At 51.3% G+C, this 17,680-nt stretch carries 15 protein-coding genes and 1 pseudogene; 8 read left to right on the forward strand and 8 right to left on the reverse strand.

Going from position 1 to position 17,680, the window contains the following annotated elements; all coding sequences use genetic code 11:
* Positions 1-23: 23 nt before the first annotated feature.
* Positions 24-599: a bifunctional murein DD-endopeptidase/murein LD-carboxypeptidase gene (gene mepS / locus BM191_RS09455; protein ID WP_092877498.1), complete on the reverse strand. Its 576-nt coding sequence runs from the start codon at positions 597-599 to the stop codon at positions 24-26.
* 928 nt (positions 600-1,527) lie between these two features.
* Positions 1,528-1,653, reverse strand: coding sequence for a hypothetical protein (locus tag BM191_RS17395; protein ID WP_269017635.1), 126 nt, complete (start codon positions 1,651-1,653; stop codon positions 1,528-1,530).
* A gap of 604 nt (positions 1,654-2,257) precedes the next feature.
* Here BM191_RS17395 and BM191_RS09460 point away from each other — a divergent pair.
* Positions 2,258-2,569 (forward strand): hypothetical protein, encoded by a 312-nt coding sequence (locus BM191_RS09460; RefSeq protein ID WP_092877500.1) that lies wholly within the window; start codon positions 2,258-2,260, stop codon positions 2,567-2,569.
* 75 nt (positions 2,570-2,644) lie between these two features.
* On the opposite strand, the gene yeiP is transcribed toward BM191_RS09460, so the two are convergent.
* Entirely contained in the window at positions 2,645-3,217 is a 573-nt protein-coding gene (gene yeiP, locus BM191_RS09465) for an elongation factor P-like protein YeiP (RefSeq protein ID WP_092877655.1), read from the reverse strand.
* 175 nt (positions 3,218-3,392) lie between these two features.
* The gene (locus BM191_RS09470) at positions 3,393-4,571 is read right to left on the reverse strand and encodes an MFS transporter (RefSeq protein WP_092877502.1); all 1,179 of its coding nucleotides are present in this window, start codon (positions 4,569-4,571) and stop codon (positions 3,393-3,395) included.
* Positions 4,572-4,973: 402 nt separating this feature from the next.
* Between BM191_RS09470 and fruB the strand changes: the two genes are divergently transcribed.
* The 3 genes from fruB to fruA are packed head-to-tail and all read left to right on the forward strand — an operon-like array spanning position 4,974 to position 8,759.
* A complete protein-coding gene (fruB, locus tag BM191_RS09475) occupies positions 4,974-6,107 on the forward strand; it encodes a fused PTS fructose transporter subunit IIA/HPr protein (RefSeq protein ID WP_092877504.1) in 1,134 nt (377 codons plus the stop codon).
* Positions 6,104-7,042: a 1-phosphofructokinase gene (gene fruK, locus BM191_RS09480; RefSeq protein WP_092877506.1), complete on the forward strand. Its 939-nt coding sequence runs from the start codon at positions 6,104-6,106 to the stop codon at positions 7,040-7,042. Before fruB ends, fruK begins: the two co-directional genes overlap by 4 nt.
* Before the next feature lie 16 nt (positions 7,043-7,058).
* Complete coding sequence (gene fruA, locus BM191_RS09485; RefSeq protein ID WP_092877508.1) at positions 7,059-8,759, forward strand: PTS fructose transporter subunit IIBC; 1,701 nt, start codon at positions 7,059-7,061, stop codon at positions 8,757-8,759.
* A gap of 112 nt (positions 8,760-8,871) precedes the next feature.
* Here the strand turns inward: fruA and nfo are convergent, their stop codons facing one another.
* Complete coding sequence (nfo, locus tag BM191_RS09490; RefSeq protein ID WP_092877510.1) at positions 8,872-9,717, reverse strand: deoxyribonuclease IV; 846 nt, start codon at positions 9,715-9,717, stop codon at positions 8,872-8,874.
* Positions 9,718-9,776: 59 nt separating this feature from the next.
* Positions 9,777-10,835 (reverse strand): annotated as a pseudogene (locus BM191_RS09495) (YeiH family putative sulfate export transporter).
* Between the two features lie 192 nt (positions 10,836-11,027).
* Between BM191_RS09495 and yieE the strand changes: the two are divergent.
* The 4 genes from yieE (at position 11,028) to BM191_RS09515 (ending at position 15,602) form a co-directional block, all read left to right on the forward strand.
* Positions 11,028-11,903 carry a DNA-binding transcriptional regulator YeiE gene (yieE, locus tag BM191_RS09500; protein ID WP_092877512.1) on the forward strand — a complete coding sequence of 292 codons (876 nt, stop codon included), beginning with the start codon at positions 11,028-11,030 and terminating at the stop codon, positions 11,901-11,903.
* 138 nt (positions 11,904-12,041) lie between these two features.
* Complete coding sequence (locus BM191_RS09505; RefSeq protein WP_092877514.1) at positions 12,042-13,514, forward strand: amino acid permease; 1,473 nt, start codon at positions 12,042-12,044, stop codon at positions 13,512-13,514.
* A 226-nt stretch (positions 13,515-13,740) separates the two neighbouring features.
* Positions 13,741-14,820, forward strand: coding sequence for a FecCD family ABC transporter permease (locus BM191_RS09510; protein ID WP_092877516.1), 1,080 nt, complete (start codon positions 13,741-13,743; stop codon positions 14,818-14,820).
* Positions 14,820-15,602 (forward strand): ABC transporter ATP-binding protein, encoded by a 783-nt coding sequence (locus BM191_RS09515; protein WP_092877657.1) that lies wholly within the window; start codon positions 14,820-14,822, stop codon positions 15,600-15,602. The genes BM191_RS09510 and BM191_RS09515 overlap by 1 nt, the downstream gene beginning before the upstream one ends.
* A gap of 103 nt (positions 15,603-15,705) precedes the next feature.
* Here the strand turns inward: BM191_RS09515 and fghA are convergent, their stop codons facing one another.
* Both fghA and BM191_RS09525 read right to left on the reverse strand, forming a co-directional pair.
* A complete protein-coding gene (gene fghA, locus BM191_RS09520; RefSeq protein ID WP_092877518.1) occupies positions 15,706-16,545 on the reverse strand; it encodes an S-formylglutathione hydrolase in 840 nt (279 codons plus the stop codon).
* A gap of 12 nt (positions 16,546-16,557) precedes the next feature.
* Positions 16,558-17,679: an S-(hydroxymethyl)glutathione dehydrogenase/class III alcohol dehydrogenase gene (locus tag BM191_RS09525; RefSeq protein WP_092877520.1), complete on the reverse strand. Its 1,122-nt coding sequence runs from the start codon at positions 17,677-17,679 to the stop codon at positions 16,558-16,560.
* Position 17,680 lies beyond the last annotated feature (1 nt).

Genomic DNA, 17,680 nt, shown 5'->3' on the forward strand with positions numbered 1-17,680 from the left:
GTTCTGCATTCAGGAAGGGATGATCAGCTTTGCGTGCTGCTCAGAACGCGTCTGGCTTCACGGTAGCGATGCTTCCAGTAGCTGTTATTCAGGCTGGAAATCATTACGCCACTGCTGGTCGATGCATGAACGAAATTATCGTTTCCTAAATAGATACCTACGTGGCGTCCCGTTGATCCTGCGTGGAAGAGGACTAAATCTCCAGGTCGTAATTTACTACGCTGAACGCTACGACCTGATTCACGCTGCTGAGACGTTGAACGCGGAAGGCTCAGGCCAAACTGCTCGCGAAAAGTGGTTTGAACGAAAGCGGAGCAGTCGATGCCTCGCTTACTCTCCCCACCAAGCCGGTAACGAACACCTTTCCAGCTGGCGTACTGGTTCATTAAACGGGATTTAATATCCACATTCTGAACCATTTTTTCAAATTCATCCTGAGACGCTTGCAGTAAAAAACTGCTTTTGTTTTTAACTGCATGCGTCTCAGTGTTTGCGTTGTATTGTGATTGAGATGTACTGCATCCTGCAAGTATCGTTGCCAGCGCAACGGCGGGTATCGCCCGCAAAATGTATCTCATAATTGGTTGAGACTTGACCATTATGTTTGTTATCCCTTGAAGTCCTTAACGACGAAGTCGCTAGCAGAATTGCAGAACAAATTGAGATTAATAAGACCAGTGCCGTAAGATAATTCCTGAGTAATTAAAAGGTGTCTAATCACACAAATTTAATCAAGATAGCAGGGAATAACTCTGACATTTTACCAGCCAATGAAGGAGGTTAACTTAATAATAGTCTTATGGCGAGGGATTTTGCAGACTTTTTATAGCTTTTTAGAATGTTTTATCGCATTTCTGACATTGTCTGCTTTTTATGCTGTAACCAAGTTCCAATATCATACGCTGTACCCACACCAAGAGAGACATGAGCTAGCCGGATAAAATCTCAGAATATTCACCATGCGCTTAACGTTTTTTCGTCTGCCCATTTTATTGCCTTATTTTTCGATCGCCCTATTTATCAGATAATAATCCTGGTTAAGTGTATGTTTGCAGGCCAGTGTAGGCAACCACCCACTTAGCCGTATCCACCGTGGGTCCGTCAGGCTTTGTACGTCGAACATGATCTTTGGCAGGCCAAAAACGTGACAATAATGCTAAACGCGCCCCATAAAGCATGCAGAACTGAAATGAGGAAAGGCCGTGCGACACTAATCAACAATAGGAACAGGGGGCCTTTTTCAGCCATGACAATTCAGAGCGTGTTAATGACATCCTTTTACTCATCTCTTGATGGGTGAATGAAGAACAAGTAGTTTGTGTTGTGGCCTGTTCCTGTCTGCAGGGAGGTCATTAATAAGTTTAATGCGGCTTTCAAACGGAGCATCAGAATGCATTTGGATATTCATCTCCTCGTCCTGGCGATGCATATAGCGTCCGCTTAATTCTTATTACCTCTTTTACCCCATGGGCAGATGCATTTCGCATTTACTCAAGTAAAGCGGTAGTTTCAAATACGGTGTCACTATCAAATATCCAGCTGCATAAAAGTACCTCTGGCCAGGCGGTGAAGTACGCTATCGGTCAGAGGGCGTACTTCTCGTCGTGGCCTGTTCAATATGGCCAGACTGGTTTGTCCGTGAACACTGGTCATTACCCGGCGTCCTTCTGTAGGGTTTCCACACCAGTTTGCAAGTGCAATTTTATCTTCTGGAGTTCGGCAGATTCTTATTGGCAATTATAATTTTGCTGCTAATAATTATCTCGTGAATATTGCTATTTTTTGTTACTTACGATTGCCAGGCTGAGGCGGATTTAACGATCATTTAGTTGCCTTAAGTTTCAGCCAGGGTTAACAATTCGTATTGCTCAGCATGCTGAGAATCTGCTATGGATGCACAAGCCTGGTTGCTAAATCTAGCAACCTGTCCGATTTAACCTGCCTAAGCACTCTATTCTAACCGGCCTGCCTACGCAGGCCATATACACAATACCTACATACACCGGAGATCTCTTCAAGCACGGCATTGCTCTCAGCATTCAGAGCGCCGTCAATACCGATTCACCAAACTCGTTGACAAGGACAGCCTATTTTTCATTTTCAGGCTTAGCTTCGAGTCTATGGAGCCTAGTGGTAGTTCTGCCACAGCCACGGAAGCCGGTAATGAGATTGACCCGCGTCATAAAAAATCTCCTCAACATTAAAGCGTTCTGTTCATGCGCCGATACCCGATCCATAGTCTGATGAGGAACCGATCATGAAATTGATTGCAATACGCATTCTGTGTACTGCACTTGCATTTGTTAACACCAATACGGTTTTAGCCAGCTCAGGTGAAATAGGTCACGGGATAATTCATTTTACTGGTTCAATCGTTGAGCCTGTTTGTGAAATTAGTCATACCGATACTCATATTTCCAGTCACTGCATGCGTGATGGTAAAACGGCAGTCAAAACCGTAAGTATCGCGGCGGCTGATAGAACTCTCCCTGCGGAAACCGGTCAGGTCGAAACAACCTGGCTTAACCCCGAGCGCACTCTGGCGATTATGACCGTTAGTTATAATTAACTTCATATTAAAAGCGGTAAATGCAATTACCGCTTTTAATTTAGTCATAGGATTATTCCGATCCGACTCAAATGATCAATCAGCACGCCCCATGTAACGACGCTCCGGAATATGAATTCGAATTTTATCACCATTGCTGAGATATTCAGGTACCTGAATAACTAACCCGGTGCTCATACAGGCCGGTTTGGTTCGGGCACTCGCTGAGGCACCTTTGATACCCGGAGAGGTATCGATAATTTCCATATCTACAGTTTGTGGTAGCTCCAACGCCAATATTTGTCCGTCCATGGTTAAAACCTGAATACCCGAAATACCGCCTTCAGGGATAAAGAGTAGCTCGTCTATAATCTGGTCTTTTTTGAAGTGATAAGGCGTGTAATCTTCATCATCCATAAATACGTATTCGTCACCGTCAATATAGGAAAAGGTGACAGCCCGACGACTGAGTGAGATGGTGTCAAGAATATCATCACCTTTGAAACGCTCTTCGACCTTGAGGCCATTACGCACGTCGGTGAAACGCATTTTGTAAAGGGTTGCCGCACCACGAGCGCTGGGGCTTTGTATGTCGATATCTTTTACCAGCAACAGTTTGCCGTTATAGCTTATCGCCATGCCTTTTTTTATTTCGTTTGCTTTTGCCATCTGGCAACTCTCCATCGATTTAATCAGTGCCAGGTTACCCGCACCATTAGAATCAGGCAAGCGAAACAAAGCGCAGACCACGATTAATACGCCGGGATGACAGGCTGTTATTGATTTGAGCTTATTACCAGTAATCGCGCCTCTGGCAAAGGCGACGAATAGAGCATCGTGATGTTCAGCTCTTGCGGATAAGCCACAGGCAGCCGAGGCTTACCGCTGCCATCGCCAGCGTCAATAGAAAAACGCTGTGATAGCCCCACAGCTGGGCCGTCGCACCGGACACCAGGCCAGCAATTAGCCAGCCAACGCGGCTGGTATTGGTAAACAAGGTGGTGGCAGCTCCCGCCTGGCCCGGCATTAAATCCTGAAAGTAGAGCATACCCGTTGCCGCGACCAGCCCAATAAATAACGCATTGAAAAACTGCAGTGACAGCAGCAACGTGGGTGAAGTGGTCAGCAAGATTCCGCTATAGAATATCACCGCTGCTGCCGCACTGATGCACAACTGACGCCGCTTGCTGAAACGAGCGGCGAAATAACCCGCAATCAGCATTACCGGAATTTCCAGCCCGGCCGCGAGGCCGATCATTTCACCGGCCAGCTTTTCATTCAGATGCAATCCTTTAACAATGTACAACGGCATGGTTATAAGATAGCTGCTGTTAGCGCACCACATCAGAGTACAGGCGATAAAAAGTAACAGCGTATCGCGCCGGTTACGCCGTGGCGGCTGTAACTTATCATGCCTGGCGACAACGGTTTTGCGCATCGTCGGTAAAAAAAAATGCACCAGCAGAGCGCAGGCGACAAAGGCGACGGCTGCACAGATGTACATGGTTTTGAAACCAAAGCTGACTGAAAGCATAAAAGCAATCGGTGGACCGATGACCCAGGCAAGTGAAATTTGTGCCCGCATTACCGCGCTGAACATCGCCGCTTCACGTCCAGTTTTATCGGCATGTTCGCGTGCCAGCGCGAACATCTGCGGGTTAGCCGTAGAGCCGAAACCAGACAGCAATGTTCCGATAATTATTAGCAAAAAATAACTGTGGCTCCAGGCGAAGAGCAGCGCACCTGCAGCTCCCAGCAAACAGCATTGCAGGATTAAAGTTTTACGATCACCGCGCCGATCAGAATAGGAGGCCAGAAGCTGACTGACAACGATGCCGGCCAGGGCGTTGATAGTAAAAAATAGTCCTATCAGCATCGGGCTGACGTGAATTTCACTGGAAAGATAGAGGCTCAGCGTGGGCGTTTGCAGCGCGCTGGCCACGCCGGAAAAGAAAGCAACCAGCAAAAAGGCGCTCGCCTGCAGATTCAGCAAACGGCGTATCAGCACGCCTGGAGTAGACATAATCATTACTTCATCTAAATAAGGACGGCAAAATTTTACTATTAAGGACGCTAATTAACAGTGCTCTCCGGCGTTTAATTTATCTGCCTGAGCCATACCGCACTAATTGTTCTGCCTGCACTGCAAGTATTCTTCAATTTTTGTATTTATCTTTAATCAGGGCTTCAGCAATGCGTCAGCTCAATCTTGTTACGAAGGTATGTATTCGTTCCCGTCGCGATAAAGTGTGCGTAGCATCAAAAATTTATTATCTGATCTTCACTAATACTTGCCATCAGGAGTGATTCACTTCAAATTGATTGAAACGTTTCAGCATGACGTTGGTTCAGCTTTGCCGCGGCAGATAGCATGTCAATTTTGCCAGTTAGCTGAAACGATTCAAATATGGTGGAGAGGAGAACTATGTTCCAGCTTGATCTCAGTGCGGTTCACATCGGCGCCGCAGCCAGTAATAAAGAGCAGGCCATCCAGCAGGTTGCCGGTGCGTTAGTTGACGCAGGCAACGTAGCTGAAGGTTATATCGAGGGCATGCTGGCGCGTGAACAGCAAACCTCAACCTACCTTGGTAACGGTATTGCTATCCCTCATGGTACGACAGACACCCGTGACAAGGTGCTAAAAACCGGCGTACAGGTTTTCCAGTTCCCACAAGGTATTGATTGGGGAGAAGGGCAAAAAGCGTTCATTGTCATTGGTATTGCCGCAAAATCTGATGAACACCTGGCGCTTTTACGACAGCTGACGCACGTCCTCAGCGATGAAAGCGTGGCTGAAAAATTGCGTAAAACCGACTCAGCAGAAGAGTTGAGGGCGCAGTTGATGGGGGAAAGGCAACCGGTTGAATTTCGCTTCGACGCCTCGCTGATTGCTACTGAGGTTGCTGCTGAAGACTTAATCACGCTGCAGGCGCTCAACGCCGGACGCCTGCAAAAGGCCGGCGCTGTGGATGCTGAATTTATCAGCCAGACGATTGGCCGTTCCCCTCTCAACCTCGGGCAGGGTATCTGGCTCAACGACAGCATCAGCGGGAACCTGAGCAGTGCAGTGGCGATCAGCCGTGCAGCTGTGCCTTTTGACGTTGAAGGGGAAAAAGCTGCGCTGTTGATTACCGTTGCCATTACCGACGACGCTCCGCACAAGGTGTTAAATCATCTGAGTCAATTATTAACGCAGCAGAAGGGTGACCAACTGCTGCATGCCGATGCGGCAGAGATAATCGCGTTGCTTACCGGGAGTGTGATCCATGATGAACAGGCGTTGACCGCTGATTTTACCATACGCAATGAGCACGGACTGCACGCCCGTCCTGGCACTGCGCTGGTAAGCGTTATCAAACAGTTTGATTGTGATGTCACTATTACCAACCTGGATGGCAGCGGCAAGCCCGCTAACGGACGTAGCCTGATGAAAGTAGTTGCTCTCGGTGTCAAAAAAGGACACCGCCTGCGTTTCAGCGTCAGTGGGCCTGACAGCCGCCAGGCACTGGATGCGATTGAAGAAGCCATCATGAGTGGCCTCGGGGAGGGGGCAGCATGAGCAGACGCGTAGCGACTATTACCCTTAATCCAGCCTATGATCTTGTCGGTTATTGTGGCGAAATTGAGCGTGGGGAAGTGAACCTGGTAAAAACCACAGGGCTGCACGCCGCAGGTAAAGGAATAAACGTTGCCAAAGTCCTGAAGGATCTGGGGATTGACGTCACTGTTGGTGGATTCCTCGGCCGGGAAAATCAGGATGGATTTCAACAGCTGTTCAGTGAGCTGGGTATTGCTAACCGCTTTCAGGTGGTCCCGGGCCGCACGCGTATAAACGTTAAGCTGACCGAAAAAGATGGTGAGGTAACCGACCTAAATTTTTCAGGCTTCGATGTGAGCGCGATGGATTGGGAGCGTTTTACCACAGACTCGCTGGCCTGGCTTGGCCAGTTTGATATGGTGTGCGTCAGCGGCAGTCTGCCGGCAGGTGTCAGCCCTCAGGCGTTCACCCATTGGATGACGCAATTGCGGATGCAGTGCCCGTGCATCATTTTTGATAGCAGCCGTGAGGCGCTGGTTGCAGGACTTAAAGCCGCACCCTGGTTGGTAAAACCTAATCGCCGCGAACTGGAAGTGTGGGCGGGGCGCAAGCTGCCGACGCTTGAAGATGTCATCGACGCTGCCCATCAGCTACGTGAACAGGGGATTGCCCACGTAGTCATTTCGCTCGGCGCAGAAGGCGCCTTGTGGGTTAACGCTTCCGGCGAATGGATAGCGAAACCGCCGGCCTGTGAGGTGGTCAGCACCGTCGGTGCCGGAGATTCAATGGTTGGCGGCCTGATTTATGGCTTGTTAATGCGTGAATCCAGTGAGCACACGCTGCGTCTTGCGACCGGTGTGGCCGCACTGGCGGTCAGTCAGAGCAGTGTTGGCATCACCGATCGACCTCAGCTAGCCGCCATGATGGCGCGTGTTGAGCTGAAACCCATTCACTGACAGCAGGAGAGGTATGATGAAAACGCTGCTGATAATTGATTCTCAGCTAGGAGTGGCCACGGGCTACCTGGCAAAACAGCTTGCCAGCGGAGCAGCCGCACAAGCAGGTATAACGCTGACAGAAGAGCTCAGCGAAGCACAACAGGTGATCGTGATTGGTGAGCAGGTACCCGATCGCGAGGAGCTTGAAGGCAAACCGCTTTATATCGTCGGGGTCGAAAAAATGCTGCGTCAGCCGAAAGAAGAGCTGGCGAAGGCGCAGCAAGCGGCTAAGCCCTGGCAGCGACCGGCATCGATGAGCGCCAGCAGCAGCGGCACGGCCAAACGCATCGTCGCTGTGACTGCCTGTCCTACCGGCGTAGCACACACCTTTATGGCAGCTGAGGCAATTGAAACGGAAGCTAAAAAGCGCGGTTGGTGGTGTAAAGTCGAAACCCGTGGATCAGTGGGGGCGGGTAATGCCATCACCGCGGAAGAAATTGCTCAGGCTGATTTGGTGATCGTTGCAGCGGATATAGAAGTTGACCTGGCGAAGTTTGCCGGTAAACCCATGTATCGCACCAGCACCGGCATGGCCCTGAAAAAAACGGCACAGGTACTGGACTCGGCACAGCGTGAAGCCACGCCCTGGCAGCCACAGGGCGGAACCAGCACCAGCCCGGGCGGAGAAAAAACGCAAAAATCCGGACCCTACCGCCATTTGCTGACCGGCGTATCTTATATGCTGCCGATGGTGGTTGCGGGCGGCCTGTGCATTGCGCTGTCCTTCGCTTTCGGTATCACCGCGTTCAAGGAGCCGGGAACGTTGGCGGCTGCCTTAATGGAAATTGGTGGTAACAGCGCCTTCAAGTTGATGGTGCCGGTGCTGGCTGGTTTTATTGCATTTTCCATCGCAGACCGTCCGGGTCTGACGCCTGGTTTGATTGGTGGCCTGCTGGCGACCACTATTAACGCCGGATTCCTCGGTGGCATCATTGCCGGGTTTATTGCCGGATATACCGCCAGGTTGCTCAGCAGCAGACTTAAACTGCCGCAAAGCATGGAGGCGTTGAAGCCAATACTTATTATCCCGCTGGTTGCCAGTTTAATTACCGGACTGCTGATGATTTACGTGGTAGGTACGCCTGTGGCCGGCATCATGACCTGGCTGACTCACTGGCTGGCGGATATGGGTACGGCGAATGCGGTATTACTGGGCGCTATCCTTGGCGGCATGATGTGTACCGATATGGGTGGCCCGGTAAACAAGGTTGCTTATGCTTTTGGCGTTGGCCTATTGAGCTCACAAACCTATGGTCCAATGGCGGCGATTATGGGCGCAGGCATGGTACCACCGCTGGCAATGGGTCTGGCAACGCTGGTTGCACGCAGTAAATTTAACAAAAATCAGCAGGAGGGTGGCAAAGCGTCTCTGGTGCTTGGGCTGTGCTTCATTACTGAAGGGGCAATTCCGTTTGCCGCGCGCGATCCCATGCGGGTACTGCCATGCTGCATCGTTGGCGGTGCGATTACTGGCGCCATCTCTATGTACGTAGGCGCCCGTCTGATGGCACCGCATGGTGGTTTGTTCGTGCTGCTTATTCCCGGTGCGATAACACCCGTTGTTGGCTACCTGATAGCGATTATTGTCGGTACGCTGGTGGCGGGTTTGGGATATGCGATACTCAAACGTCCTGAGGCGGAGACTCCCGCGACATCTGCCATCGTTCAGGGATAATCAGTGGATAAACGAAGGCTTTCCGTGAGGGAGCCTTCGTTTTATCGCAATCTCTTTATATCGCCGCTTCGGTCAGTACCACTTCAGGCCCGGCTAATGGCTCCCCGGATATTCAGCTGTATTGCTGGCTTTTTAACCAGACTATTTCATCTTTCCAGATATCGGAATTTACCGTTTCCAGAATAAGCGGAATACCATCAAAACGGGGATCTTTAATTATCCAGCTAAATGCCGCTTTGCCGATATTGCCCTGACCGAGGCTTTCATGGCGATCAACCCGGCTTTTAAAGGTGCTTTTGGCGTCGTTGAGGTGCATTCCTCGCAGGTAGTTAAAGCCCACCTGCTCTTCGAAGGTTGCGAAGGTTGCCGCGCAGGTCTCCTCGCTACGCAAGTCATAGCCAGCGGCGAAGGCGTGGCAGGTATCAATGCAGACGCCGACGCGAGATTTATCTTCGACATGTTCGATGATGGCTGCCAGATGACAAAAATCAAAGCCCAGATTGCTGCCCTGACCGGCGGTATTCTCAATCACTGCGGTCACGCCCTGCGTTTTATCCAGCGCGATATTAATCGATTCAGCAATTAGCTTCAGGCAAGTTTCTTCTTTAATTTGGTGCAGATGGCTGCCGGGATGAAAGTTAAGCAGGCTCAGACCCAACTGCTGGCAACGCTGCATTTCATCGATAAAAGCCTCGCGTGACTTCTCCAGTGCCCCACTGACCGGGTGACCAAGATTGATCAGATAGCTGTCATGAGGAAGTATCTGTGCGCTGGTAAAATGATACTCCTCACAAGCCGCACGAAAAGCGCTGATCGTTTTCTCACTCAAAGGCGCAGCGTGCCACTGACGCTGATTTTTCGTGAACAGGGCGAAAGACGTCGCCTCGAGCGCATGTGCGCGCATTACCGCCTGATCTACACCGCCTGCGGCACTGACGTGCGCGCCGATATATTTCATGCCTGCCCTCCAGTTAATTGGCCGTTTAGCAATCAAAACCGTCATCATAACGCAAGAACTCAGCGCAACACATGCATTATCAGCAAGTTGATGGCGCCGCCGCCGACAATCAGCCAGATAAACAGCATCAATCCCAGAAGCAGGGGGCGCAGGCTGGCTTTACGCAGCTGGTTGAGATGTGTGGTCAGTCCCAGGGCTGCCATTGCCACTGCCAGCAGCAGATCATCGATTTGACCGATATTTTTTATCAGCGCCGGAGACAGCAGATGAAAAGAGTTAAACAGTGCCACCAGCATAAAAACCAGTGCAAACCATGGGAAGGTTATCTTTCGGACATGTCCCTCCCGGGTGGGTTCGGTGCGTCTGACACGCATACCCAGCAGCACTAAAAAAGGAGCCAGCATCATTACCCGCAGCATTTTGGCGATGACTGCCGTATTTTCAGCCTCAGGGCTAACCGCATGAGCAGCAGCGACTACCTGTGCCACCTCATGCATCGTCGAACCGGTGTAAATGCCGTATTGTGCTGCGTCCATAGCCGGTATCAGATGGGCAAATTCACGCCACATGAATGGGTAGAGAAAAATCCCGATCGTACCAAAAATCACCACTGTCGCCACTGCGACTGCTACCTTTGATGACTCGGCTTTAATCACCGGTTCGGTCGCCAGCACGGCAGCGGCACCGCAGATGCTGCTACCCGCGCCAATTAGCCAGACCGTTTCCCTGTCCAGACCAAGCAAACGCCGTCCCAGGCAGCAGGCCAGCATGAATGTGCTGCTCAGCGTGAGAATATCAATCAAGATGCCGCTGGCACCGACATCCAGAATCTGCTGGAAGGTCAGACGAAAGCCGTAAAGGATGATGCCAGCGCGCAATAATATCTGCTTAGAGAATAAAACGCCGCCGTCACAGTATCGGTATAGAGACGGATAGAGGGTATTGCCAGCAATAATGCCAGCGATGATCGCCAGCGTCAGAGCCCCAAGCCCGAAACCGATGACCTAAGGCAGCCTGCCGAGCCAGATAGCCGCTGCTGCGATCAAGGCTGTCAGTATGAGTCCGGGAAGAAAATGCCCCAGGTTACGATGATGTTTAGCCAGACAAATATCGGCCATTGCTTATCTCCTTTGTTATCGGAAAGAGAGTGCCGGTTGCTGGTTTAAAAGAAAAATTGATTATATAGTTATAATCAATCGGAATATTTTGTTAAGTATGAAATTAACGCTTGCCGCTGTGGTTAGCCTCCGCAGCTTAACGGCGGCCAGTAGCAATGAGCCTTATGACAACGAAGACGGGGATCGGGATATATGCACATTACGCTGCGTCAGCTAGCGGTTTTTTGCGAGGTGCTGAAAAGTCGCTCTACGACTCAGGCGTCTCAGATACTTTCGCTTTCCCAGTCAGCGGTCAGTGCGGCGTTGGCAGAACTTGAGGGACAACTTGGGGTACAGCTGTTTGATCGTGTAGGTAAGCGTCTGATGATTAATGAATATGGTCGATTGCTGTACCCACGGGCTGTCGCGCTGCTGCAACAAACCAGCGAAATTGAGCAGTTGTTTCATGAAGATAAAGGTGCGCTACGAATCTATGCCAGCAGTACTATCGGCAATTACATCTTGCCGGCGATGCTAGCGAAATATCGCCGTGAGAATCCCGATCTGCCCCTTGATATCAGCGTCGGCAATAGCCTGGATGTGATAAATGCTGTTATCGATTTTCGCGTCGATATTGGTTTGATTGAAGGCCCGTGCCACATGGCAGAGCTGATCTCTCAACCCTGGCTTGAGGATCTGCTGGTGGTGTTTGCCGCCCCCGATTCCCCGTTGTTACGTGAGTCAGCGAGCTTAACGTCGTTGGCTGCTGCCCCCTGGATCCTGCGGGAAAGCGGGTCAGGAACGCGCGAAATTGTTAATTATCTACTGCTTTCACACCTGCCGAAATTTCAGATGGTAATGGAATTGGGTAATTCAGAGGCCATCAAGCACGCCGTCAGGTATGGATTGGGGATCAGCTGTTTATCCCGTCGGGTCATTGCCGAGCAGCTGGCAAGTGGCACGCTGGTAGAAGTACCGCTGCCAGCGCCACTGGGACAGCTGAAGCGTACATTGTACCGTATTCACCACAAGCAGAAGCATCTGTCAACGGCGCTGGCGCGTTTTCTCAGTTATGCTCCTGAAGCATAGGCTTTTTTTTTATAACGCAAAGCGCTTATAATCCCTCGCTGATTATGAAGCTATCTAATAACTCCTGGTTAATGCTATATCAGTCAAAGCGCTCTGATACAATCGCGCCCTATTTTTTACTTTGAACAGCGTTTTAATATGGCTGAGAATATTAACAGAACAGAACCCACAACATTACGTCGCGAGCTTAAGGCTCGTCATCTGACAATGATCGCCATTGGTGGATCGATTGGTACCGGTTTGTTTGTCGCCTCGGGAGCAACCATTTCTCAGGCAGGCCCGGGGGGCGCGTTATTGTCTTATGCGTTGATCGGGGTGATGGTTTATTTCCTGATGACCAGTCTTGGCGAACTTGCTGCTTTTATGCCGGTATCGGGGTCTTTTTCAACCTATGGCGCGAAGTATGTTGAAGAAGGCTTCGGCTTCGCTCTGGGCTGGAACTACTGGTACAACTGGGCTGTGACCATTGCTGTCGATTTGGTTGCTTCACAGCTGGTTATGAGTTACTGGTTTCCGGATAGTCCCGGCTGGGTATGGAGCGCGCTGTTTCTTGGCGTGATGTTTCTGCTGAACTACATCTCGGTGAAAGGTTTCGGCGAAGCGGAATATTGGTTTTCGCTGATAAAAGTTGCCACGGTGGTTATTTTCATTGTGGTCGGCACTCTGATGATTTGGGGCATTTTACACGGCGCCAAAGATGCCGGCTGGCATAACTGGCATATCGGGGATGCGCCTTTTGTTGGTGGTTTCGCCTCAATGATCGGTGTTGCGATGATCGTTGGTTTTTCTTTTCAAGGCACCGAGCTGATCGGCATCGCGGCCGGTGAGTCAGAAAATCCAACGAAAAATATCCCCCGGGCGATGCGTCAGGTGTTCTGGCGTATTTTGCTGTTTTATATCTTCGCGATTTTGATTATCAGCCTGATTATTCCTTATACCGATCCGAGCCTGCTGCGCAACGATGTTAAAGATATCAGCGTCAGCCCGTTTACCCTCGTATTTCGCCATGCAGGGTTACTGTCAGCTGCGGCAGTAATGAATGCGGTTATTCTGACCGCCGTGCTGTCTGCAGGCAACTCGGGTATCTATGCTTCCACGCGCATGCTCTATACCCTCGCCACTGAAGGGAAAGCCCCCCGGGTTTTTGCCAGACTGTCCGCCAGTGGGGTACCTCGGAACGCGCTGTATGCAACAACCTTAGTTGCCGCGCTGTGCTTCCTTAGCTCGATGTTTGGTAATCAGACCGTTTATCTCTGGCTGTTGAATACGTCCGGCATGACGGGTTTCATTGCCTGGTTAGGCATTGCTATCAGCCATTACCGTTTTCGTAAAGGTTATGTGATGCAGGGTTATGACGTCACCGATTTACCGTACCGCTCGGCTCTCTTTCCACTGGGGCCGATCTTCGCTTTCATTCTTTGTTTAGCCATCACGCTTGGCCAAAACTATCAGGCGTTTCTTCAGGCGCGCATCGACTGGTATGGCGTAACAGCGACCTACATCGGCATTCCGCTGTTTCTGGTGTTATGGTTCGGCTATAAGCTGGTACGTAAAACGCGTTTTATCAAGTATAGCGAAATGGAATTCTCTGGCCTGAGTAAAAAGCGCTGATGAATTGGCAAAAAGCATCCCGATGGGTGCTTTTTTTATCGTTACCTATTACTGCTAATTTTTACAATTAAGCTTCTTGTGAAATGGCGGCGGTAACATTGTCCGGATGATACTATCCACCAGCATGATACCACTGGCCGCTGTTTGCAGGGCGGTCTGATAAATAGATTCATTTCCCCTGACGCCGGTAAAATCTGGCGTTCAGTGAATGGCAGGCGAATAGAATATGGGCTTGAGGCTATCTGCTGTGCGGCTACAAGCCGGAACTCCAACCGATCAACTCCGTCATTATCACCAACTTTTGCGCCATCGCTTATGGCTGATGTTGCTGCTGCTATTGGCAATCCTCGCATCGCTGGCGCTGGATTTTACCTTCGGTCCTGCCGGGCTGACATTACATACACTGGCCGATACGCTGATCTATCCGGCGCAGGCCGATCCCAGTACCCGATTGATCGTCTGGGATATCCGTCTGCCCTATGCATTAATGGCGGTCGTTGTCGGTATGGCTCTCGGGCTGGCTGGCGCCGAGATGCAAACCATTCTGAATAATCCCCTGGCAAGCCCCTTTACCTTGGGAGTATCTTCTGCAGCGGCGTTCGGCGCCGCATTGGCTATTGTTGCCGGTATAACCCTTCCGGGTATCCCTGACCGCTGGGTTATTTCCGCCAACGCTTTTGCATTTGCACTGTTTGCTGCGGTGATGCTGGATGCGGTAACTCGCTGGACGCGGGTAGCAACTTCCGGTGTGGTGTTATTTGGCATAGCGTTGGTGTTTACCTTCAACGCGCTGGTTTCAATGATGCAGTTCATTGCGAGTGAAGATACCTTGCAAGGACTGGTGTTCTGGACGATGGGAAGTCTGGCACGTGCTTCATGGCAAAAGCTGGCGGTGCTGGCGTTGGCGCTGATTATTCTTATGCCGTGGAGTATGCTCAACGCCTGGAAGCTGACCGCTCTGCGTCTCGGTGAGGATCGCGCCGCCAGTTTTGGTATCAACGTGCGCCGTTTGCGACTGGGTACGTTACTGCGCATCAGCATCCTTTCCGCGCTGGCAGTGGCCTTCGTCGGCCCGGTAGGTTTTATTGGTCTGGTCGCCCCCCATATTGCTCGCCTGCTGTGTGGTGAGGATCACCGTTACTATCTGCCCGCCAGTGCGCTGACTGGCGGCCTGGTGCTTTCACTGGCATCAATAGCGGCGAAAAATTTGCTTCCCGGCGTCATTCTTCCGGTTGGGATCGTCACCGCGTTAATCGGCATACCTTTCTTTCTGGCAATCATTCTGCGTTACAGGGCAAGTCTATGATGCAGGGGCTTCGCATTTGCAATTTTAGCGCCGGTTATGCCAAACGGCAGGTGATCGAGAATCTGACGGTGCCACCGCTGCCGCGCGGAAAAATAACCGTGTTGCTGGGGCCGAATGGCTGCGGGAAATCGACCCTTTTGCGGGCGCTGGCCGGATTAAACCAGGCTAAGGGAGAGCTATGGCTGAATGGTGAGGGGCTACAGACGCAGCCCTTTGCCCGCCGTGCTGAACGTGTCGTTTATCTACCGCAGTCGCTGCCTGCCGGGGTGCATCTGCACGTTCTGGAATCGGTTCTGGTTGCGCGTCAGGCCTCCTCTGGCAAGTCGGGAGCCGAGGCACAAGCGGAAGCAATGGCGCTGCTTGAGCAGTTGGGCATTGCCTCGCTGGCACTTTGCTATCTGGATCAACTCTCCGGCGGGCAGAAGCAGCTGGTGGGATTGGCGCAGTCATTGATTCGACGGCCAGAGCTGCTGTTACTTGATGAACCGCTAAGCGCGCTGGATCTTAATTATCAGTTCCATGTCATGGATCTGATTGCACGTGAAACCCGCCAACGTCATATCATTACCGTGGTGGTCGTGCATGATATTAATATCGCATTGCGCCACGGCGAACACGTGCTTTTGCTGCTCAACGGTGAGCTGATTGATAGCGGCGAACCGGCGCAGGTCATCACCCCAGAAAACCTTGCGCGCACATACGGTGTGCAAAGCCGTATTGAGTGTTGCAGTCGAGGGATCCCCCAGGTATTTATCGACGGGCTGGTTGCGCGTCCGGGCTGAAAGCTGAAGGGGATTATTTTCGTGGCGAGTGCGTTAAGTGCGGGTTTGTCGTTCTTCTGATGGAATTATGAATAAAAACCACGCCCCGTTACGGGGCGTGGTTTTAGTCGAACAAAAACTGAGCGTGAAAGCGCAGGTGATCCTCTACCACGCTACTGATAAAGAAGTAGCTATGGTCGTAGCCAGGCTGAATGCGCAAGGTTAGCGGATAATTCTTCTCACTGGCGATAGCTTCCAGCCGCTCCGGTTGCAGCTGCCCGGCAAGAAACTGGTCGCTTTCGCCCTGATCGATCAGCATGGGTAACTGATGTTCAGCGCACCGCAACAGATGACAGCTATCATACTGCCACCACTGCGTTTCATCCTGACCCAAATAGGTGCGGAATGCCTTCTGTCCCCAGGGTACGTCGCAGGGGTTTACCACCGGCGCAAAGGCAGAGGCTGAGGTGAACTGGCCCGGATTGCGCAATGCCAGCATCAGGGCACCATGTCCCCCCATCGAATGGCCCATAATCGCCTGTCGCTCATCGATGTCAAAGTTATCCCTAATCAGCAGCGGAAGCTCGGACTGAATGTAATCATACATCCTGAAATGCTCGCTCCAGGGTGGCTGAGTTGCATTAAGATAAAAGCCTGCGCCCTGGCCAAGATCGTATGCCTCGTCGTTAGCAACCTTGTCGCCGCGCGGACTGGTATCCGGCATTACCAACAGAATACCCAGTTGCTGCGCGACGCGCTGAGCGCCACTTTTGCTGCTGAAATTCTCATCTGTGCAGGTCAGGCCAGCAAGGCAATAAAGCGTCGGTGGCAGCCTGGTGCCGCGCGGTTCCGGCAAAAAGATGCTAAAGGTCATCGGACAGTTCAGACTGGACGAATAGTGACGATAACGCTGCTGCCAGCCGCCAAACAGGCGATGATTCTCCAGTAACTCCAGGGTGCTCATAGTTGCTCCTGTTTAGCGGTAATGGATGACGGTGCGAATAGATTTCCCTTCATGCATCAGCTCAAATGCCTGATTGATATCCTCGAGTTTGAGGTTGTGAGTAATAAAATCGTTAAGGGTAAACTTGCCGTCAAGATAATCCTGTACGATGCCGGGCAGCTGGCTGCGACCTTTTACGCCGCCAAAGGCAGAACCGCGCCAGACGCGTCCGGTAACCAGCTGAAAGGGGCGGGTAGCGATTTCTTCGCCTGAACCGGCAACGCCGATAATGACAGATTCGCCCCAGCCTTTGTGGCAGCATTCCAGCGCGGAGCGCATCACGTTCACGTTACCGATACATTCGAAAGAAAAATCCACGCCGCCGTCAGTCAGCTCAACGATGACATCCTGAATGGGTTTGTCATAATCTTTTGGATTGATGAGGTCAGTGGCACCCAGTTTGCGAGCCAGATCGAATTTACTGGTGTTGATATCGATAGCGATAATACGCCCGGCATTTGCCATTTTTGCACCAATTATCGCCGATAATCCAATGCCGCCGAGGCCAAAGATTGCCACAGTATCACCGGGTTTCACTTTTGCCGTATTCATCACCGCACCCATGCCGGTAGTGACGCCGCAGCCGAGCAAGCAAACCTCTTCCAGCGGTGCTTCTTGGCTGATTTTTGCCAGTGATATTTCCGGTACTACGGTATATTCCGAAAAGGTAGAGGTGCCCATATAGTGGAAAATAGGCTGGCCGTCTTTAAAAAAGCGCGTGGTGCCATCCGGCATCAAGCCTTTGCCCTGTGTTGCGCGGATCGCCTGACAAAGATTGGTTTTACCGGATAAGCAGAACTTACATTTACCGCATTCCGGCGTATAAAGAGGGATCACATGATCGCCAACTTCAACGCTGGTAACACCTTCTCCGACCGCTTCAACTACGCCGCCGCCTTCATGACCAAGAATGGCAGGGAAAACCCCTTCGGGATCTTTCCCTGACAGCGTGTAGGCATCAGTATGGCAAACGCCCGTTGCCACAATGCGTACCAGCACTTCGCCTTTTTGTGGCGGCATCAGGTCGACCTCTTCTATTTTCAGCGGCTCGCCGGCGGCCCAGGCAACAGCAGCACGGGTTTTAATCATTTTCATC

Origin of the sequence: Izhakiella capsodis, from assembly GCF_900115045.1 — a bacterium.
GTDB classification, from domain to species: Bacteria; Pseudomonadota; Gammaproteobacteria; order Enterobacterales; family Enterobacteriaceae; genus Izhakiella; species Izhakiella capsodis.